Annotated in this window: 17 protein-coding genes; 8 read left to right on the top strand and 9 right to left on the bottom strand. The window is 59.4% G+C overall.

Annotated elements, in window-relative coordinates; genetic code table 11:
- The first annotated feature begins 13 nt into the window (after window positions 1–13).
- Complete coding sequence (gene hexR / locus ACYAR8_RS23235; RefSeq protein ID WP_065988147.1) at window positions 14–880, top strand: transcriptional regulator HexR; 867 nt, start codon at window positions 14–16, stop codon at window positions 878–880.
- Window positions 881–989: 109 nt separating this feature from the next.
- Window positions 990–1,220 carry a PA3496 family putative envelope integrity protein gene (locus ACYAR8_RS23230; protein ID WP_074885980.1) on the top strand — a complete coding sequence of 77 codons (231 nt, stop codon included), beginning with the start codon at window positions 990–992 and terminating at the stop codon, window positions 1,218–1,220.
- Here ACYAR8_RS23230 and ACYAR8_RS23225 read toward each other — a convergent pair.
- Window positions 1,174–2,124: a LysR family transcriptional regulator gene (locus tag ACYAR8_RS23225; RefSeq protein WP_108121227.1), complete on the bottom strand. Its 951-nt coding sequence runs from the start codon at window positions 2,122–2,124 to the stop codon at window positions 1,174–1,176. The genes ACYAR8_RS23230 and ACYAR8_RS23225 overlap by 47 nt on opposite strands.
- 195 nt (window positions 2,125–2,319) lie before the next feature.
- On the opposite strand from ACYAR8_RS23225, the gene ACYAR8_RS23220 reads away from it, so the two are divergent.
- Together ACYAR8_RS23220 and oadA are read left to right on the top strand one after the other, a co-directional pair.
- Complete coding sequence (locus tag ACYAR8_RS23220) at window positions 2,320–3,735, top strand: acetyl-CoA carboxylase biotin carboxylase subunit (protein WP_074885974.1); 1,416 nt, start codon at window positions 2,320–2,322, stop codon at window positions 3,733–3,735.
- Between the two features lie 102 nt (window positions 3,736–3,837).
- Window positions 3,838–5,646 carry a sodium-extruding oxaloacetate decarboxylase subunit alpha gene (gene oadA / locus ACYAR8_RS23215; RefSeq protein WP_108121226.1) on the top strand — a complete coding sequence of 603 codons (1,809 nt, stop codon included), beginning with the start codon at window positions 3,838–3,840 and terminating at the stop codon, window positions 5,644–5,646.
- Window positions 5,647–5,769: 123 nt separating this feature from the next.
- Here the strand turns inward: oadA and ACYAR8_RS23210 are convergent, their stop codons facing one another.
- The 4 genes from ACYAR8_RS23210 to ACYAR8_RS23195 form a co-directional block, all read right to left on the bottom strand.
- Window positions 5,770–6,363, bottom strand: coding sequence for a hypothetical protein (locus ACYAR8_RS23210; RefSeq protein ID WP_463581171.1), 594 nt, complete (start codon window positions 6,361–6,363; stop codon window positions 5,770–5,772).
- A gap of 122 nt (window positions 6,364–6,485) precedes the next feature.
- Complete coding sequence (locus ACYAR8_RS23205; protein ID WP_463581170.1) at window positions 6,486–7,154, bottom strand: GNAT family N-acetyltransferase; 669 nt, start codon at window positions 7,152–7,154, stop codon at window positions 6,486–6,488.
- A 17-nt stretch (window positions 7,155–7,171) separates the two neighbouring features.
- Window positions 7,172–7,618 (bottom strand): GNAT family N-acetyltransferase, encoded by a 447-nt coding sequence (locus tag ACYAR8_RS23200; protein WP_463581169.1) that lies wholly within the window; start codon window positions 7,616–7,618, stop codon window positions 7,172–7,174.
- Complete coding sequence (locus ACYAR8_RS23195; RefSeq protein ID WP_074885961.1) at window positions 7,611–8,252, bottom strand: FMN-binding negative transcriptional regulator; 642 nt, start codon at window positions 8,250–8,252, stop codon at window positions 7,611–7,613. Before ACYAR8_RS23195 ends, ACYAR8_RS23200 begins: the two co-directional genes overlap by 8 nt.
- A gap of 89 nt (window positions 8,253–8,341) precedes the next feature.
- On the opposite strand from ACYAR8_RS23195, the gene pdxR reads away from it, so the two are divergent.
- Both pdxR and ACYAR8_RS23185 read left to right on the top strand, forming a co-directional pair.
- On the top strand, window positions 8,342–9,889 hold the full coding sequence (gene pdxR, locus ACYAR8_RS23190) for a MocR-like pyridoxine biosynthesis transcription factor PdxR (protein ID WP_463581168.1): 1,548 nt from the start codon (window positions 8,342–8,344) through the stop codon (window positions 9,887–9,889).
- 91 nt (window positions 9,890–9,980) lie between these two features.
- On the top strand, window positions 9,981–11,192 hold the full coding sequence (locus ACYAR8_RS23185) for a YeeE/YedE family protein (protein ID WP_463581167.1): 1,212 nt from the start codon (window positions 9,981–9,983) through the stop codon (window positions 11,190–11,192).
- 65 nt (window positions 11,193–11,257) lie between these two features.
- On the opposite strand, the gene tkt is transcribed toward ACYAR8_RS23185, so the two are convergent.
- Window positions 11,258–13,369, bottom strand: a complete 2,112-nt coding sequence (tkt, locus tag ACYAR8_RS23180; RefSeq protein WP_108121219.1) for a transketolase — start codon at window positions 13,367–13,369, stop codon at window positions 11,258–11,260.
- 269 nt (window positions 13,370–13,638) lie between these two features.
- Between tkt and ACYAR8_RS23175 the strand changes: the two genes are divergently transcribed.
- Together ACYAR8_RS23175 and ACYAR8_RS23170 are read left to right on the top strand one after the other, a co-directional pair.
- Window positions 13,639–14,505, top strand: coding sequence for a bestrophin family protein (locus tag ACYAR8_RS23175; protein WP_463581166.1), 867 nt, complete (start codon window positions 13,639–13,641; stop codon window positions 14,503–14,505).
- A gap of 228 nt (window positions 14,506–14,733) precedes the next feature.
- Window positions 14,734–16,032 carry an NHL repeat-containing protein gene (locus ACYAR8_RS23170; RefSeq protein ID WP_463581165.1) on the top strand — a complete coding sequence of 433 codons (1,299 nt, stop codon included), beginning with the start codon at window positions 14,734–14,736 and terminating at the stop codon, window positions 16,030–16,032.
- Between the two features lie 86 nt (window positions 16,033–16,118).
- Here the strand turns inward: ACYAR8_RS23170 and ACYAR8_RS23165 are convergent, their stop codons facing one another.
- The 3 genes from ACYAR8_RS23165 to ACYAR8_RS23155 form a co-directional block, all read right to left on the bottom strand.
- A complete protein-coding gene (locus tag ACYAR8_RS23165; protein WP_463581164.1) occupies window positions 16,119–17,123 on the bottom strand; it encodes an asparaginase in 1,005 nt (334 codons plus the stop codon).
- A gap of 30 nt (window positions 17,124–17,153) precedes the next feature.
- Entirely contained in the window at window positions 17,154–18,608 is a 1,455-nt protein-coding gene (locus tag ACYAR8_RS23160) for an alanine/glycine:cation symporter family protein (RefSeq protein WP_074885939.1), read from the bottom strand.
- Between the two features lie 199 nt (window positions 18,609–18,807).
- A complete protein-coding gene (locus tag ACYAR8_RS23155) occupies window positions 18,808–20,232 on the bottom strand; it encodes an aspartate ammonia-lyase (protein WP_074885936.1) in 1,425 nt (474 codons plus the stop codon).
- Window positions 20,233–20,277 lie beyond the last annotated feature (45 nt).

The following is a 20,277-nucleotide window of genomic DNA, read 5'->3' as shown; positions in this document are numbered from 1 at the left end:
TGAGTCCTGTCCTTTGAATCTGTTGCAGCACATCGCCCAGTCACGCCATCTCTTGCGCAAGTCGGAGCTGAAAGTAGCCGATCACGTGCTGCTCGATCCGGCGGCCGTGATGCACAGCTCCATGGCCGATCTGGCGCATGCGGTCGGTATCAGTGAGCCGACCATCGTGCGTTTCTGCCGCGCCATTGGCTGCACCGGTTTTCAGGATCTGAAACTCAAATTGGCGCAAAGCCTCGCCGCCGGCGCGAGCTTCGGGCAGTTTGCCATCCACGAAGACGATTCCGTCGCCGATTACAGCCTGAAGATTTTCGACACCACGCTGCACACGCTGATAGAAGTGCGCGAAAAGCTCGATCCCCATGCTTTGCAGGCGGCGGTGACGGTCATGGCGGCCGCGCATCGGGTTGAGTTCTACGGTTTCGGCGCCTCCGGTGCAGTCGCGGCTGACGCCCAGCACAAGTTCTTCCGACTACTGCTGACGGCGGCGTCTTACTCTGATCCGCACATGCAGGCGATGTCGGCTGTAACGCTCAAGCCCACCGACGTCGCGGTGTGTATCTCGCAGTCAGGTCGCTCAAAGGATCTGCTGATCACCGCCAATCTGGTGCGCGAGAGCGGCGCCAACCTGATTACGCTGTGCCCGAGCCAGACGCCATTGGCCGAGTTGTCCACGGTCAACCTCGCCATCGACGTGCACGAGGACACCGAGATCTACACGCCGTTGACCTCACGCATCGCGCACCTGGTGGTCATTGATGTCCTGGCGATGGGCGTCGCGATGGCGCGCGGCCCGAGCCTGGTCAATCACCTGAAGAGCGTGAAGCGCAGCTTGCGCAGCCTGCGGTTGTCGCCGAAGTCGATCAAATCGTCCGAAGATTGAGCTGAACCTGCGCAGTGCTGAAACCTTCACCAACCTGTAACGCTTCCGACGTCTGATCGTCACCGCGCCCCGCCACTCTGTACTCCCGCACACGAATGGGAGACAGGATATGCCTCGGCACTACGATGACTCGCAGCAGCACAGCACCTCCAGCACCAAAACCCGCCGTCAGCAGGAAGACCAGCGCCGCATGGCGTTCCGGCGTGCAATCGAAAGCCATTCAGAAGAGCGCCGCCTGAACCAGGAACTCTCGAACTACCTGGATGGCGCCACCGCGCACTTCTGGCAGAGCGCTAGCGCTTCGGAAGGTGGCCATCAAAGCGCGCGACCAGCTCGCTGATCTGTGTGCGCTCCGTCCGGATGAATGACAGGAACGCGTGAGCCACCGGCGACAGACGTTTGTCCCGTGCCTGTACGACGCACCAGCTTCGGTACAGCGGCAATTCGGCCACTGGCAGCTCAATCAGCGTGCCAGTGGCAAGCTCCAGGCTCAGCGCATGACGCGTCAGCAGTGCGACGCCAAGCCCCGCCACCACGCATTCACGCTGCGCTTCAGCCGAGGACACCTCCAGCGTGTGCTCGAAGTGAACGCGCTTCTCCTTGAAATACTCCTCACACGCCTTGCGCGTCCCCGAGCCCTGTTCGCGGACCACCAGTGTTGCCGACTCCAGATCCTTCAACGTCGGATTGGGCAACAGCGTCAACGGATGATCCGGCTGCGCGACGGCGACGATCGGGTTATTTAGAAAGGGCAAGAACTCCAGGCCCATGTCCTGCGGGACCATCGACATCACCACCAGGTCATCGCGGTTATCCGAGAGTCGCCGAATCACCTGCGCCCGGTTGACGACCGTCAGGTTGAGCATGACTTCCGGATATTTACGCTTGAAGGCCGCGAACAGGTGTGGGACGAAATACTTGGCACTGGATTCGATCGCCAGTTTGAGCTGCCCCTGCAGCGAGCCCTGCATGTCGGACAGTTGCATGTCGAGGTTCTCCAGCCGACCGAAGATGTCGCGACTGGCGAGCTGCAGCGCCTCGGCGGCTTCCGTGAGATAAAGCTTCTTGCCCACGTATTCGAATAAAGGCTGCCCGACCAGCTCTTCCAGCTGACGAATCTGCAGGCTGACGGCAGGCTGGGTCAGCGACATTTCTTCAGCCGCCCGACTGTAAGAGCGCAAGTCACAGACCTCATTGAAGATCCGCAATTGACGCAATGTCATTCGCATCAATGACTTACGCATTTTTATATCCCTGGCTGTCTAGCTGATATTGGCAACTATAAGGTTTTGCTTATGGTTCACCCAATATTTACTCATTTTTGTTAATTGCTGATTCGTCATAGGGTGCCCTCACCTGCGAGCAACATGCAGTTACGGAATGTCGCGCGGTATTGGCCAGCTATCTGGTCCGTCTGCTAATCGGTCGAGGAAATACCAGTGATAAAAAAAATCCTGATCGCCAACCGTGGGGAAATCGCTGTCCGAATCGTGCGCGCATGCGCCGAAATGGGCATCCGCTCGGTGGCGATCTATTCCGACGCGGACCGTCACGCGCTCCACGTGAAGCGTGCCGACGAGGCCTACGGTATTGGCTCGGAGCCCCTCGAAGGCTATTTGAACCCGCGGAAGCTGGTGAATCTTGCCGTTGAAACCGGCTGCGACGCGTTGCACCCCGGCTATGGGTTTTTGTCGGAAAACGCAGAGTTGGCTGATATCTGCGCAGAACGAGGTATCAAGTTCATCGGTCCGTCCGCTGAAGTGATCCGCCGCATGGGCGACAAGACCGAAGCTCGCCGCAGCATGATCAAGGCCGGCGTGCCGGTGACGCCCGGGACGGAAGGCAACGTGGCCGACATTGCCGAAGCACTGGTTGAAGGCGATCGCATCGGTTACCCCGTCATGCTCAAGGCCACTTCTGGCGGCGGCGGTCGCGGCATTCGTCGCTGCAACAGCCGGGAAGAGCTGGAGCAGGCCTTTCCTCGGGTCATTTCCGAGGCGACCAAGGCATTCGGCAAGGCCGAAGTCTTTCTCGAAAAGTGCATCGTCAATCCCAAGCACATCGAAGCGCAGATCCTCGGCGACAGCTTTGGCAATGTCGTGCACTTGTTTGAGCGCGATTGCTCGATCCAGCGCCGCAACCAGAAGCTCATCGAAATCGCCCCGAGTCCGCAACTAACCCCGGAGCAGCGCGCCTACATCGGCGACCTGTCCGTGCGTGCTGCCAAGGCCGTGGGCTACGAGAACGCCGGCACCGTGGAGTTCTTGCTGGCCGAGGGCGAGGTGTATTTCATGGAGATGAACACCCGCGTACAGGTCGAGCACACGATCACCGAGGAAATCACCGGGATCGACATCGTTCGCGAACAGATCCGCATTGCGTCGGGGCTGCCACTGTCGGTCAAGCAGGAAGACATCATCCATCGCGGTTTCGCGTTGCAGTTCCGCATCAACGCGGAAGACCCGAAAAACAACTTCCTGCCGAGCTTCGGCAAGATCACCCGTTATTACGCGCCTGGCGGTCCCGGCGTGCGCACCGATACGGCGATCTACACCGGCTACACCATTCCGCCGTATTACGACTCCATGTGCCTGAAGCTGATCGTCTGGGCGCTGACCTGGGAAGAGGCAATGGACCGCGGTCTGCGTGCGCTGGATGACATGCGTCTGCAGGGGGTAAAGACCACGGCCGCGTATTACCAGGAGATCCTGCGCAACCCGGAATTCCGCAGCGGTCAGTTCAATACCAGCTTCGTTGAGAGCCATCCCGAGCTGACCAATTATTCGATCAAGCGCAAACCCGAAGAGCTGGCCCTGGCCATCGCCGCCGCCATCGCTGCACACGCTGGCCTATGAACACGTTAGCTGCAAGCTACAAGCGGCAAGCTGTAAGCAAGAGCGCGATCGGCCTTTGCTTGAGGCTTGCAGCTTGGCGCTTGCAGCTCTGAGGAGATAAAAATGACCAAGAAGATCCATGTCACCGACACCATTTTGCGCGACGCCCACCAGTCCCTGCTGGCGACCCGCATGCGCACCGAGGACATGCTGCCGATCTGCGACAGGCTCGACAAAGTCGGCTATTGGTCGCTGGAAGTGTGGGGCGGTGCGACCTTCGACGCGTGCGTGCGCTTCCTGAAGGAAGATCCGTGGGAGCGCCTGCGCCAATTGCGCGCGGCGCTGCCCAACACGCGTCTGCAAATGCTGCTTCGCGGTCAGAACCTGCTGGGGTATCGCCACTACAGCGATGACGTGGTCAAAGCCTTCGTCGCCAAGGCGGCGGATAACGGTATCGACGTGTTCCGCATTTTCGATGCCATGAACGACGTGCGCAACCTGCGCGTAGCGGTCGAAGCGGTAAAGGCTTCCGGTAAACATGCCCAAGGCACGATTGCGTATACCACCAGCCCGGTGCACACCATTGGCGCGTTTGTCGCGCAGGCCAAAGAGATGGAAGCGATGGGCTGCGATTCTGTCGCGATCAAGGACATGGCCGGCCTGCTGACCCCTTATGCCACGGGCGAGCTGGTCAAGGCGCTGAAAGCCGAGCAATCGCTGCCGGTGTTCATTCACTCCCACGACACCGCGGGCCTGGCTGCGATGTGCCAGCTGAAGGCTATCGAAAATGGTGCCGACCATATCGATACCGCGATCTCCAGCTTTGCCTGGGGCACCAGCCACCCGGGTACCGAGTCGATGGTTGCGGCACTTAAAGGCAGTGAATTCGACACCGGCCTGGACCTGGAACTGCTGCAGGAAATCGGCCTGTATTTCTACGCCGTGCGTAAGAAGTATCACCAGTTCGAAAGCGAATTCACGGCGGTCGATACCCGCGTGCAGGTTAACCAAGTGCCGGGCGGCATGATCTCCAACCTCGCCAACCAGCTCAAAGAGCAGGGCGCGTTGAACCGCATGGGCGAAGTGCTGGCCGAGATTCCGCGGGTGCGCAAAGACTTGGGCTATCCGCCGTTGGTGACCCCGACTTCCCAGATCGTCGGCACCCAGGCATTTTTCAACGTGCTGGCCGGCGAGCGTTACAAAACCATCACCAACGAAGTGAAGCTCTACCTGGCTGGCGGTTACGGCAAAGCGCCGGGGCAGGTGGACGAGACACTGCGCCGTCAGGCCATCGGCAATGAAGAGCTGATCGATGTGCGTCCGGCCGACCTGCTGAAGCCTGAAATGACCAAGCTGCGCGGCGAAATCGGCGCGTTGGCCACCACCGAAGAGGACGTGCTCACGTACGCGATGTTCCCGGACATCGGCCGCAAGTTTCTCGAAGAGCGTGCGGCGGGCACTCTGGCGCCAGAGCCTCTGCTGCCGATTCCAGAGCCGGGCGCAGTGGCGAAAGCAGGCGGCGAAGGCGTCCCGACCGAATTCGTGATCGATGTTCACGGCGAAAGCTACCGCGTCGATATCACCGGCGTAGGCGTCAAGGCCGAGGGCAAGCGCCACTTCTATCTGTCCATCGACGGCATGCCGGAAGAAGTGGTGTTCGAGCCGCTTAACGAGTTCGTCGGCAGCGGCATCGGCAAGCGTGCGCAGGCCAGCAAGCCGGGCCATGTCAGCACTTCGATGCCGGGCAATATCGTCGACGTGTTGGTGAAGGAGGGCGATGCCGTCCGCGCCGGTCAGGCAGTGCTGATCACCGAAGCGATGAAGATGGAGACCGAAGTCCAGGCTGCAATCGCTGGCAAGGTTGTGGCCATCCATGTCGCGAAAGGCGATCGCGTAAACCCGGGCGAGATATTGGTCGAAATCGAGGGCTGACACAGCTGCGGCACAGTTAACGGCCTGCCGCGCACAGACGCGGCAGGCTTGACGGTTACCTCTGGGGGAGCTCTCGTGGCTCCTCTTTTTTTTGTCCTGAACCCAAGCTGGGTGAATGGGCGCTCAGCGATTCTTGTAGTGCTTCTGGAAGACATGCAGGACGTCTTTGAACGACGCTTTACCCGTGCCGACAAGCACCATTTTATCTTCCTGCAAATAGCTGAATTTCACGTAAAGCACATTGCCTTTGGCCTTCTGCGCAGCATCCACGCCGTTGATGGCTTTTTTGAGGCTGGCCAACTGATCGGGAGCCGCAAGAATTCCCGACCAGTCGGGTGCTGGAATCAGCCCACCCAGGAAACCAGCGACACTGCTCAGCAACTCATTGGCAGGAAATACCCCTGAGAATCGCTCGTTCGGTTTGTAAGTGGTGATGCCCATGTAGAGATGCGGAAGGCTCTTGATCTGCGATTCAATGCCGCGCAGTTGATGGTCAAGCAAGAACTCGGTGACCTGGACCGCTGTACCGACGATCACCAGAGACTGCACGCCGACGCCTGTTTCGCTGAACAGATAATGATTGTTGGATCCGGCCACTGCCTTTTTTAGCGAACCACGATCAATGATCACGCTGCCATATTTGCCGTTGTGGAGAATGGGAGCGGGCACTCGCCACGGATTTTCGGGGGCCGCTTTTGTTTGAGTCAGATTTTGCATGTGAGTCTTCCTTGAATGAGATAGGGCGTCCACTTCCTGTGGACGTCCTTCAGGCTAGCCCGGGATTTTCCAGCCGTGATGATCTCGCAGCTTTTTCAGATAATTCCTACTCAACCGTGCGATTAGTTGCGTATCTCCTCCAGCGTTCTGATTTGCTGACCGTCTTTGAAGTTATCCACAGCCAGCCATGCTTCGAACGCTTGCTGTGCAGCCGGCCATTCACTGTCGATGATCGAGTACCAGGCGGTGTCGCGATTCTGCCCCTTGAACACCGAATGCTGGCGGAATGTGCCCTCGAAGCTGAACCCGAAACGCTCGGCCGCGCGCTTGGAGCGGGCGTTGTTGGCGTTGCATTTCCATTCCAGGCGGCGATTGCCCAGCGCAAAGGATTCCTTCGCCAGCAGGTAAACCGCCTCGGTCGCTTTGGGGGTGCGTTGCATCGAGGCGCCGAAGGTGACATGACCAATCTCGATGCGGCCCGCGCTCGGGAAAATGGACATCAAGCCCAGAAAGCCGTCGATGGCGCCGGTCTGTTGGTCGATGACGGTGTAGAACCACGGGTCGGTCGAGCCTTCCAGCCCTGCGAGATAGTCATCGAATGCGCCGCGCTCGGGGAAGGGACCCACGAACAGGTAATCCCACAATTTGGGGTCAGCGGCAGGACCTTCCAGCGCCTCCCACAACCCATCTCCATGGCGTGCGGCGTCGAGTTTTTCCAGACGAATGAAGCGTCCTTGCAGCGTGCGCGTGTCCGGCAGCCTGGCCGGTTGCCATTGTGTGAGGTCCGACATATCGAGAGTTCCTGGTCTTACAACGGTTTGCGAAACTGAATATAGCCCGGCCGCTCAGCGATGCGCTCGTAGAGCTGAATGGCGGTTGCGTTGGTCTCGTGGGTGAGCCAATGGACTTTGTCGGCGCCGTCTTCTTTGGCGGTCGCGTAGACGTACTCGATCAGCTTGCGGCCAACGCCCGTGCCGCGCTGTTCCGGCACCACCAGCAAGTCCTGCAGGTAGCAGGCATTGCTGATGCTCCAATTGGAGCGGTGATAAATGAAATGCACCATGCCCACTGCTTTGCCGTCCTGCCAGGCGAGGGCGGCGTTGGTGGACTCGTTGGTGTCCAGAAACCGCTGCCAGGTGCTCTGTGTGACCGCATCGGCGAGCGTGGTTTTGTAGAAGGTCAGATAGGCGTGCCACAACGGCAGCCAGGCATCGTGATCTTCAGCAGTGACGGGGCGGATGTGGAGGTCAGACACGCGGTGCTCCCTGGCTCATCAATTGAGCGATTTTCCGATCGGATGGGTCTTGGCTGAGTGCCAGGCCCTGGCTGACGCCGGCAATGTCTTCGGCGCTGCGGTTCTGGTTGAGCTTGCGCTTGCCTTCAAGCCGCTCGATGGGAATCGCAAAACCGACGATGCCGTTGAGCATTTTTTCGATGTAATCAGCGGGCGCGTCGCTGACAGCCCAAGGCTCGGCGCGGCTGGCTTCGTGCTTGTTGGTCAGGCCGGTGACAACCTGCAGCAGCCGCTCGGGGTCAGTGAACACATCAGCACGGCCATACACGTGCACCGCCAGATAATTCCACGTGGGCACCACTTTGCCGTGCTCAGCCTTGGCGGCATAAAAAGACGGGCTGATGTAGGCGTCCGCACCCTGGAAAATCAGCAGTGCTTCGGCGCCCGTCTTGAGGGCTTTCCACTGCGGATTGGCTTTGGCCAGATGCCCATACAGCGTCCCTTGCGGACCTTGAGTGGGTTCGAGCAGCAAGGGGATATGACTCGCTTGCAAACCGCTCTCGTCAAAAGTGACCAGGGTCGCCAGGCGGGTGGCTTCTATCTGCCCGTGCAGGCTGGCGAGGTCTTCGTCTTTGAAATAGCTGGGCGTGTACATGAGATTTTCCTTGGCGGCTGAGCCAATCCTAGGCAGCCTAATGGTCCGTTGTAAGAGCCATTAATGATCAATCTCATAGGGCCAATCCGATGCGCGTACCCATGCCAGCACTGACCTTCGATTTCGCCGGCATCGAGCTGAACCGCCGCCATGGTCTTAGCCGCCAGCTCTATCAGACGCTGCGCGAGCGCATCCTCGACGGCCGCGTGTCTGGAGGCACGCGCTTGCCGGCAAGCCGGGATCTGGCGTCGTCCCTCGGCATCTCCCGCAACAGTGTAGTGCGCGCCTATGACCAGCTCTACGCCGAAGGCTTCACTGAAAGCCGTGTAGGCGACGGCACTTATGTCGCACTGTTGAAGGAGAAACCACGGGCGGCAAAAAAACTATCCACAAACCTGTCCACAGGGTTATCACCAGGCTTATCAACAGGTTTATCCACAAAACCGCCGACAATTGCGGCAGAACTGTCGAACAATGTTATCCACAGCAGTGCGATTCAGACGCTGGAGCAGCATCATCTGTGGCCGACAAAAAGCGGTCTGCCGAAGGCGTTTCGAACAGGGGTTCCGGCATTCGATCTGTTCCCCTTCGACACGTGGGGCAAGCTGCACGCGGCTTTCTGGCGTAAGCCGGGCATGCAGCATCTGGGCTATGGCGACCCGGCTGGCGAATGGCGACTGCGAGAGCTCATCGCAGCTTATTTGAGGACGTCCCGCGATCTGCGCTGTGCACCTGAGCAAATTGTGATCACCAATGGCGCGCAGCAGGCAATCACCCTTTGTGCACAGCTGCTGCTTGAGCGGGGCGATGTGGTGGCGATCGAAAATCCGGGGTATCGCGCTGCCGGTCATGCCTTCGGGGTGGCTGGCGCCAGGTTGCAGGGCATGGCGGTTGACGCGCAGGGCATGCGCAGTCCGGCGCGCGATGATTCAGGCTGCAAGTTGGCCTACGTGACGCCCTCCCATCAATACCCGCTGGGCGTGACGATGAGCCTGGCGCGGCGGCTGGAACTGCTCGCATGGGCCGAGCGCAATAAGGGCTGGATCGTCGAAGACGACTACGACGGCGAATACCGATACAGCGGCGCACCGCTGGCGCCGTTGGCAGCGCTGGATCGGAGCGGTCGCGTGCTGTACGTCGGGACCTTCGGCAAGGTGGCATTTCCGGCGCTGCGTCTGGGTTATCTGGTGTTGCCGCGCAACCTGGTAGAACCATTCAGCCGGCGCCGGGCCGTGGACATGCGTCATTCCGAGGTGGGTACACAAATGGTCATGGCCGAGTTCATCGCAGCGGGCCACTTTCAACGGCACATTCGCCGCATGCGCCGGGCTGCCTTGAGTCGACGCGATGCATTGCTGGCTGGCTGGCCCGAGGCGCTTGAGGGCTGCAGCCCGATGATCAAGCCGCTTGCAGGGCTGCATGTCACCGTCGCGGTGGACACTTTAGCGCGTGAAACGGAACTGGTGACCAAAGCGGAAAGTGTCGGCGTCGAGGTCGCGCCGTTGAGTGAGTACTGGCTGCCGGAGTCAGAGACGCCGGTGAATGATCGGGCGGGCCTGGTACTGGGGTTTGCAGCGGTTCCCGAGGCCGATATCGCCTCTGCGCTGACGCGCTTGCGAGGTGCATGGCGGGTTTGATTGTGATCAAACCGATGGGGGCGTTGGCGCGTCATCCAGCAGGCACCGGCGTATACTCGCGCCCATCGCAATCCTTCTCCGAGATACGCCCATGAGTCTTCCTCTCTCTGTGGCGCCGCAGCGCAAGCTCGGCGCGCCGCTGATCGCCTTCCTCTTGTTGGTGGTCGGCGCTCTGTTTCTCCAATCGGCCGTAGGGGGCCGGCAAGTGCTGTTGCTGATCGTGGGCGCTGCGCTGGGCCTCACGCTGTATCACGCCGCCTTCGGCTTCACTTCGGCCTGGCGGGTATTCATCAACGAGCGACGCGGTGCCGGTTTGCGCGCGCAGATGGTGATGCTGGCCGTCGCGGTGGTGCTGTTCTTCCCCGCGCTGGGTGCCGGTACGCTGTTCGGCACGCCGGTCACCGGCCTCGTGGCCCCGGCCGGTGTGTCCGTAGTCTTCGGCGCCTTCATCTTCGGCATCGGCATGCAAATGGGCGGCGGCTGTGCGTCCGGCACGCTGTTCACCGTTGGCGGCGGCAACGCGCGGATGCTCGTCACTTTGCTGTTCTTCATCATTGGCTCGCTGATCGCCACCCATCACGTCGATTGGTGGTTCTCGCTGCCGTCGTTTCCCGCCACTTCCATCGTTAAAACCTTCGGTGTGATTCCGGCGCTGCTGATGAGCCTGGCCCTGTTCGCAGTCATTGCCCTTGTCACCGTGAAGCTGGAAAAGCGTCGGCACGGGGAGCTGGAGGCGGCTGTCAGCAGCGAACATATTGGCTTGCGCCGCTTCCTCCGCGGTCCCTGGCCGCTGGTGTGGGGTGCCGTAGGGTTGGCATTGCTTAACTACGCCACCTTGGCATTGGCGGGTCGCCCTTGGGGCATCACATCGGCCTTCGCACTGTGGGGTGCGAAAGTCGCCGGTGGTCTGGGTGTGGATGTGGGCAGCTGGCCGTTCTGGCAGATGCCGGCGAACGCCAAGGCTTTGGCCGCGCCGGTGTGGGAAGACATCACCACCGTCATGGACATCGGCATTATGTTGGGTGCGGCAGTGGCGGCGGGCCTTGCAGGACGGTTCGCCCCGAGCCTGAAAATTCCGACACGCTCGCTAATCGCTGCAGTGATCGGTGGGCTGTTGCTGGGTTATGGTTCGCGCCTGGCGTACGGCTGCAACATCGGCGCGTACTTCAGCGGCATCGCCTCAGGCAGCTTGCACGGCTGGCTTTGGCTGGTCGCTGCCTTCGCGGGCAACGCCGTGGGCGTGCGCATTCGGCCGTTATTCTTTGAGGGTGAGCGTCGGCCCGCTGTGTTGACCGGATGCTGATCGAGTGATCTAAAGGAAGGAGAGCGCTTGCCCGCGATTTCCGGGCAAGCGCTCTTACGCAGGGTTTAACCGGCGATCTGCTCTTTCGCCAGCTTGGCGATATTCTCCGCCGTAAATCCGTACTTGGCTTGCAGCTTGTCGATGGGGGCCGACGCGCCGAAGGTATTCATCACGATCTTCGCGCCGGTCTGACCGACATACCGATCCCAGCCTACCGGCCCCGCCTGCTCCACCACCACCCGTGCTTTAACGTCCGGCGGCAACACGCCGTCGCGATAGGCCTTGTCCTGGTCCTCGAACAATTCCCAGCTCGGCATCGACACCACTCGCGCCGCAATGCCTTGGGCTTTGAGCGTCTCGAACGCCTCGACGGTCATGCCGACCTCGCTGCCGGTGGCGATGAGGATGACGTCCACTTTGCCTTCCACCGCATCCGCCAGCACATAGGCGCCTTTGGTCAGGCCCTCGGCGCTGGCGTATTTCGAGCGATCAAGGGTCGGCAGCGGCTGACGCGACAGCACCAGGCATGAAGGCCTGCTGGTCTGCGCCAGCGCGATTTTCCAGGCTTGGGCCGTTTCGTTGGCATCGCCCGGCCGAATCGTCAGCACACCCGGGGTAGCCCGCAGCTGAGTCAATTGCTCGATGGGTTGGTGCGTCGGGCCGTCTTCGCCGACGCCAATGGAGTCATGGGTAAAGACGAACACCACCGGCAACTCCATGATCGACGCCAGACGAATCGGCGGCTTCATGTAATCGCTGAACACCAGAAACGTCGAGGTGTATGGACGGATGTAGGACAGTGCCAGGCCGTTCGCAATCGAGCCCATGGCGTGTTCGCGCACGCCGAAGTGTAGGTTTCGACCGCCGTAATTGCCCGCTTCGAAGCTGCCCGCACCCTCAAATGTGAGGTTGGTTTTGGTCGACGGCGAAAGGTCGGCCGAGCCGCCAATGAGCCACGGGATCTGCTCGGCGAAGGCGTTCAACACCTTGCCACCGGAAGCGCGCGAGGCAATGCCTTTGGCGTCCGCCTCAAAATTCATCTGCTTGTCTTGCCAGCCGTCGGGCATTTCACCGGCACGCATGCGCTTGAGCTGATCGGCGAGTTCCGGCTGGTCCTTTTCAAACTGGTTAAAGGTCGCAAGCCAGGCGTCGTAATTGCTGCCGCTACGCTCCAGCAGTGCATCACGCAGGTAATTGCGGGCATCTTCCGGCACCAGGAAGCTGCTGTTCTCATCCCAGCCGTAAGCCTTTTTAGTCAGCTTGATTTCGTCATCGCCCAGCGGTTCGCCGTGGGCGGCAGAGGTGTTGTGTTTGTTGGGCGAACCGAAGCCAATGATGCTGTCTACCACGATCAGGGTCGGTGCATCGCTGGTGTGCTGAAAGGTCTGGAGCGCCTTAGCCAGCGCGTTGGCGTCATTGGCGTCTTTGACGTGCAGGGTTTTCCAGCCGTAGCCCTCGAAACGCTTCTGCACATCGTCGCTGTAAGCCAGCTCGGTATGACCTTCGATGCTGATGGTGTTGTTGTCGTAGATCCAGCACAGGTTCGACAGCTTGAGGTGCCCGGCGATCGACGCCGCCTCGGCCGTCACGCCTTCCATCATGTCGCCATCGCCACACAGCACGTAAACGCTGTAATCGAACAGCGTAGCGCCGGGCTTGTTGAAGTGCTCGCCCAGCCAGCGCTCGCCCATCGCCATGCCAACGCTGTTGGCGCAGCCTTGACCCAGCGGACCGGTGGTGGTCTCCACGCCGGTGGTCATGCGGTATTCAGGGTGGCCCGGGGTTTTGGAGTCCATTTGGCGAAATTGCTTGATGTCCTCAAGGCTCACCGCGGGTTTGCCCGATGGTTTGCCATGCTCGTCGATCTCGACCACACCCGCCAGGTGCAGCAGTGAATAAAGCAGCATCGAAGCATGACCGACCGATAGCACGAAGCGGTCGCGGTTTGGCCAGTCAGGGTGTTGCGGGTGATAGCGCAGGAAATCTTTCCACAGCGTGTAGCCGACAGGTGCCAGCGCCATCGGCGTGCCGGGGTGGCCGGAATTGGCTTTCTGCACGGCATCCATGGCCAGGGTGCGGATGGTATTGATGGTCAGTTGGTCGCGGTCGGTGTGCGGCGTGAACGTGCGCGCGGCGCCGGATCGTTCGGTGGAGGGAGTATTGGCAGATGAGCTCATTAACGTTCTCCTCGTGACGGGTAGCTGAAACATCCAGATAGGTGTTGAGCACGGGGAGGGCGTTATCGTTCCATGAACAGTCTGTCAGCCGGCTAGGAGAAGAACCGATTCAGCTTTCCGAGAGCATTTGGTTACATATAGCCTGTGGTCGTAACGAACGAACTTGCCCGCAGGTATTCGAAGCTGTGGGTCGAGCCTTTGCCGACTGATTCAACGTATTGCGACGGGGGTGGCTTTTGCAGGAATTTATCGTCAAGAAGTACCGGACCATGATCCGGACGTTTACCTACATCGGTTGGTCCTTGTTCTGGCTTCTGATATGGGACGTTGTCGTCACCGCCGACTTCATGCTGTTTCTCGATCGCAAGATCACCCTGCCATCGATGCCCCTGACCCTGTTGGGTTCCGCGCTGGTGGTACTGACCAGTTTCCGCAACACCAGCGCCTACAACCGCTGGTGGGAGGCGCGTACCTTATGGGGCGCACTGGTCAATAACTCTCGCAGCTTCGCCCGGCAGGTGCTGACGTTCATCGATGACGAAGACGGCCTGAACCCGGTCAAGGCCACCCTGTTGCGCCGGCATGTGGCCTATGTTGAATGCCTGTCGGCTCATTTGAAGGGCAGCGATTGCGGCGAGCAGGTCACCGCTATGATTTCCCGGGAAGAGTATGAGCGCCGCACGCGCACCAACAACTTCCCCAATGCGATTCTCAATGAGTCCGCTGCGATCATCGCTCAGGAATACAAAGCCGGCCGTCTGGACAGCATTCGTCTTGAACGGCTCGAAGCGACGCTGGTGGAAATCTCCAACAATCAGGGCGGAATGGAGCGCATCGCCAACACGCCGTTGCCCTATCCATACGTCACGTTCCCGCGCCTGTTCATCACGCTGTTCTGCATCATCGTGCCGATCGGTCTTGTTGACACGCTGGGATGGTTCACGCCGCTGGCGTCCACCGTAGTCGGCTTCATGCTGCTGGCAATCGAGAAAATCGGCACAGACCTGCAAAGCCCCTTCAAAGTCTCCGAGCACGAGATTCAGATGAAAGCGCTGTGCGAAAACATCTCCGGCAATCTGAACTCGATGCTGCAGGATGCGATGGATAAGCGGCCGGCTGAGGTTGCTTATTCGTAGCAGACCTAAGCTTGTTCCCGGAAATTCGACCTCCGCGAGGTCGAATTGAACGCCTTTTATAGCGGGCGTCGGTGTGAATTGCCTAATCGCTCGCTCATTCCATTATGTCTCCGTAGGGCACGGTTTATCGCGAAAGGAACTGAGCACTGTCATTACTGACAGTTATGCCGTGTGCCCCGAAGTCTTATTGTTATCTCTCGGTATTCGATAGTCATTGAGGGATGAGTGATGAGCAACGAACGGAAGCCAGGGGATCAAGATCCGAATTTTGGAGAGAACGGCGTTATTTCAGTGGGTCTTAATCAAAGCACCGGCGGTCATATCAAGCGTTTAAGCGACGGATATCTGATCATTGGTACCTATGTTGCTGGAGCGCCAGCCCGTTCGCTTGCACAGCCCGCCACGAGCGTCATTACTCATGCAACCCCCAAGGGTTTGAATTATCGCGCTGGCGAGAAAGTCGGCGTGGTTACGGTAAGGCTCGATACGAATGGCAAATTGGTTGAGTCCTATGGCACCGGTGGGTATGCGTTTCTGGAACTCTTCGAGCATCGCGTACGCGTGACTGGCTCGTTGGTGGTACCCAATGAAGGTGTTTTACTTACATTGGGCCTGTACGACCTCGCCGGGGGCGAGTCCGATTCTCTTATTGTCATTAAGGTAGGAGATAACGGAGAAATGGATACCAGCTTCGGTATTAACGGTATTCATCGTCCGGCGCTTAAGTACCCTAATAGCATCGCAGGGGGGATGGCCCTTCAAGAAAATGGCAAGATTCTAATCACTGCTGAAACGATTAAAACATACGGCGATTTTGACAGCGCAGTGATGCGAATCCACAAAGATGGTGTTACCGACCTGTCGTTTGGTAAAGACGGATTCGTATATTCAACCGCTAAGGCACAAGAAAGTTATTCAAGGATTCGGCTCGACAGCCAACAACGGATCTACGTTGCTGGCAATCTTGGGGACAAGATGGCGATTTCCCGGTTTTTCGATAACGGCAGTGTCGATAAAAGTTTTGCAGAAGGGGGCAAGTTTACGTATGGCGATGGCAGCGCCGGTGGATTTGTGGCAAACCTTGCGATTCGAGGCGATGGAATATTTGTGGTGGGCGCTTTAGGGGCAATCGGAAAGCAAACCGCAGTGTATACAAAGCTAAGTCTGGATGGTAAGCCGGATCAGAGTTTCAACGGCGGTGCGCCGTTAAGTATCCCATTGGGAGAGGGTAATATCGGTAGCTACGTCATACCGCTGGAATCGGGGCTGTCTATTGGCATCGGGACAACCTTCGGTGATACGAGTGCGCTTACTCTGAGCCGGATTAACGCTGACGGGACGCTGGATACAACTTTTGGTGAGCAGGGATCAGTACTGACCAAGGTTCCAGGGTACCTGTTCACTTCCTTTGCTGAAGAGATAAAGGATGACGAAGGAGCAGAGAGTAAGCTGCTCATAGGAGGATGGGTGGTTAACCCAAGGCCGGGTGAGAACACCAGTTTCTGGATTTCCCGGTACCTTACTTAAGCTCACACACCTGCATGCCTTACTTCGTAGGTTCCGTTTTCGCGGAGTAGGGCTCCGGGTTTGAACCTACTGGTTTCAGAGTAGCTTTAACGCAACTCGCCGCAAACATCCAGCTCAACCAGCCGTCGTACTTCCTCCCCCTCCAGACCAGCCCCCAGCAGTGCATGCAGCTTGCCGAATGCGGCTTCGCGGGTCATGCCTCCGCCGGACAGCACGCCGGCATCGCGCAGACGACTGCCAGCCTCATATACGTCCAGTTCGACGCCGCCTTCGTGGCATTGGGTAATCGCCACGACCACGACGCCTTGCTGATACGCACGCTGCAGGCTGGCAAGGAATCCTGCGTTATCGCTGGGGCCAGTGCCGCTGCCGAAGCATTCCAGCACAAGACCTTGAATGCCGCTGTCGATCAAACCGTCGAGCTGTGCAGCGCCAATGCCGGGAAACAGGGGCAGCACGGCGACATTCGCCAGTTTCTTGGGCTGGCGGTAATCCAGCGCCGTCGGCAACGCCGATACAGCCTCACCACCCCGGGCGCGATTAAGCGCCGCGAAAGGGTTACGGCCGAAGCTGCGAACCTTCGCGCACCGTGTCGGCTCAAGCAGCTCGCCATGGAAGTACAAATGCACCCCCGAGGCGAGCCCTTGACCCAAGGCCTGCAAGGCGCCGTTGACGTTTTCCCAGGCATCGCTGTCGGGAACACCGGCTGGCAACATGGAACCGGTGAACACAACCGGGGCATTCAGGCCCAACAGTTGAAAGCTCATGGCCGCTGCGCTGTAGGCCAGGGTGTCGGTGCCGTGCAGGATCAGCACAGCATCGCAACCTTGCGCTTCAATTGCATCGACCACCGCCTCTCGCAAGCGCTGCCAGTAGGCAGGGGTCATGTTGGCGCTGTCGATCAGGGGAGACATTTCGCGGAACGACCACTGTGGCACCACCATTTCGGGCAGTGCGGCCAGTTGCTCAGCCATGCGTGCTTCAAAGCCGGAAGCGGGTGCCAGCCCGTTTTCGCTGGCCTGCATGCCGATGGTTCCACCGGTGTACAGCACCATTACCTGGCGGGCCGATGGGTGAATTTCGCGATTCATGCCTGTCTCCCTGGATTGACGTTCAAGTGATTAACGCGCGTCCGCGACGGGTTTGCTGCTGATCGCTTCCGTGTGCGCCGAAGGGTGAGCGGCATCAGGCTTTGGCCAGGCTTTCAGGTCCAGGTCCAGATCGGGGAACTGGCTGGAGTCGAAAACCGGCGTCTTGATGCCGGCTTTACGCTGGTCATCGTAGTCTTTCAGCACCCGCAGCGCGATTTTGAACAGCATCGCCAGCGCAATCAGGTTGACGAAGGCCAGCAGCGTCATGGTGATGTCTGCGAAGGCGAACACCGTGCCCAGATCCTCGACTGCGCCCCACAGAATCAGCGCAAGGACCAACACGCGATAAAAGAAGATCGCCTTGCGGTTCTCGCCCAGCAGGAAGCGCAGGCTGTTTTCGCCCAGGTAGTAGTTGTAGAGAATCGAGGTGAACACGAACAGCGCCAGCGCCACGCTGATGAACAGCCTGCCCCAGTCACCGACGACCGCAGCGAGGGAGTTCTGCGTCAGCGCGATACCATCGCCTTCGAAGCCCGGGGTGTAGAAACCGGACAGCAGGATCAGCAACGCGGTGCAGGTGCAGATGACGAAGGTGTCGAGGAACACGCTGAACGCCTGAACCACACCTTGTGCAACCGGGTGCTCGACCTGAGCGACCGCTGCCACGTTGGGTGCGCTGCCCAGGCCGGCTTCGTTGGCGAAGACGCCACGTTTGACGCCCATGACAATGGCGCTGCCGATCAGGCCACCGAACACTTCATCCATGCCGAACGCGCTTTTGACGATGGTCATCAGCATGTGCGGAACGTGTTCGAACTGCACGCCAATGACGTACAGCGTGACGGCGATGTAGACCAGCGTCTTGATCGGCACCAGCAGGTCGGCGACCTTGGCGATGCGCTTGATCCCGCCGACGAACACCAGGCCCAGCAGAATCGCCAGACCGACGCCGGCGTAGCCTGGCGAGACCTTGAACGCGTCATTGAGCGAGTGAGTCACGGCGTGGGATTGCAGGCCGTTGAAGGCGAAACCGAAGGTCACCAGCAGCAACACCGCCATGATCATGCCCAGCCAGCGTTTGCCCAGACCGTGCTGAATGTAATACGACGGACCCCCGCGGTATTGGCCTTCGGCGTCGCAGCGTTTGTACAGCTGGCCGAGGGAGCATTCGAAAAAGCTGCTCGCCATGCCGACAAGGGCTGTAACCCACATCCAGAACACCGCACCGGGTCCGCCCAGGGTTACGGCGATGCCGACGCCTGCGATGTTACCTGCGCCGACGCGGCCAGCGAGGCTGAGCATCAGAGCCTGAAATGAACTCAACTGGCCGGCGCTGCTGCGCAGACTGTCGCGAAACACCGCGAACATGTGAAAGAAGTGACGGAACTGAACGAAACGCGAGCGAATCGTGAAATATCCACCGAGCCCTACAATGAGCACGATCAGTACTTTTCCCGAGAGGAAGTCGTTGATGACTTCAAGCATTGGTGTTTCCTCGCTTTCTTAGAGGGTGCGCACTATACCGGCGCGCGTTATTGGAGTCTTTATCCGGTTTGTTTCAAGCCCGAATGGCGCTGGGCAAAAAAAAGGGCCTGGAAGCGTATGCTCCCGGCCCTCAAAAGGGTGAGGGGTGTCTAGACCCTCAGCCTGGTGATCGTGTTGCAAGTGCTGCAGAGCCGGACGATCAAGCCTTCAAGGGCACGAGTCGCGGCGCAATCATGTTCTCGGGGCGCAGGATATCCGCCAGCATGACGTCATCGAGCAAGCCCTCTTCACGGACCAACTCCAGCACGCCACGGCCTGTTTCCAGTGCAACGCGAGCGATACGGGTGGCATTTTCGTAGCCGATGTACGGGTTCAGCGCAGTGACGAGGCCGATCGAGTGCTCGACCAGCTCGCGGCAGCGCGCTTCGTTGGCGGTGATGCCGACGATGCAGTGCTCGCGCAGCATGTCCATGGCGCGCTGAAGCAGGCGAATCGAGTCGAAGATCTTGTAGGCGATCAACGGTTCCATCACGTTCAGCTGCAATTGGCCGCCTTCGGCAGCAATGGTCAGCGCCAGGTCGTTGCCCATGATCTCAAAGGCGCACATGTTCACCGCCTCCGGAATCACCGGGTTGACCTTGCCCGGCATGATCGAACTGCCTGGTTGACGGGCAGGGAGGTTGATTTCGTTGATACCGGTGCGCGGGCCGCTGGAGAGCAGGCGCAGGTCGTTGCAGATCTTCGACAGCTTGACCGCGGTGCGCTTGAGCATGCCGGAGAACAGCACGAAAGCACCCATGTCGGAAGTCGCTTCGATCAGGTCAGCAGCCGGCACCAGCGGCTGGCCGCTGATGGTCGCCAGACGCTGAACGGCCAGGTGCTGATAACCAGGGTCGGCGTTGATGCCGGTACCAATGGCGGTGCCGCCCAGATTGACTTCAGTCAGCAGCTCAGGCGCAAGGCTGCGCAGGCGGTTGAGGTCTTCAGTCAAGGTGGTGGCAAAGGCGCGGAATTCCTGACCCAGGGTCATCGGCACCGCGTCTTGCAGTTGGGTACGGCCCATTTTCAACACGTGGTTGAACTCGTGACCTTTGGCCGCGAACGCCTGGATCAGGCTATCGAGGCTGGCGAGCAGTGCGTCGTGTCCCAACAGCAAACCCAGGCGAATAGCCGTCGGGTAGGCGTCGTTGGTGGACTGCGCCATGTTCACGTCATTGTTCGGGTGCAGGTATTTGTATTCGCCCTTCGCATGGCCCATCGCTTCGAGCGCGATGTTGGCGATGACTTCGTTGGCGTTCATGTTGGTGGAGGTGCCGGCACCGCCCTGAATCATGTCGACGACGAACTGATCGTGGAAATCACCGCGGATCAGTCGTGCGCAGGCTTCGCTGATGCCCGCATGCTTCTCGGGGCTCAAATGGCCCAGCTGATGGTTTGCATCCGCCGCTGCCTGCTTGACCATCGCCAGCGCTACGACCAGCTTCGGGTAGTGCGAAAGCGGCACGCCGGAGAGGCGGAAGTTGTGCACTGCGCGCAGGGTCTGGATGCCGTAATACGCTTCAGCGGGTACTTCGAGAACGCCAAGCAAGTCTTTTTCGATGCGAAATGATGCAGCGGAGGACATGATAGAGAAAGTCTCAAGATGGGCACGGACCAAGCCGGAACGCCC

The organism is Pseudomonas sp. HP_01 (assembly GCF_055284355.1).
Note: the sequence above shows the minus strand (reverse complement) of the source record. Positions and strands in the feature narration are given on the sequence as shown.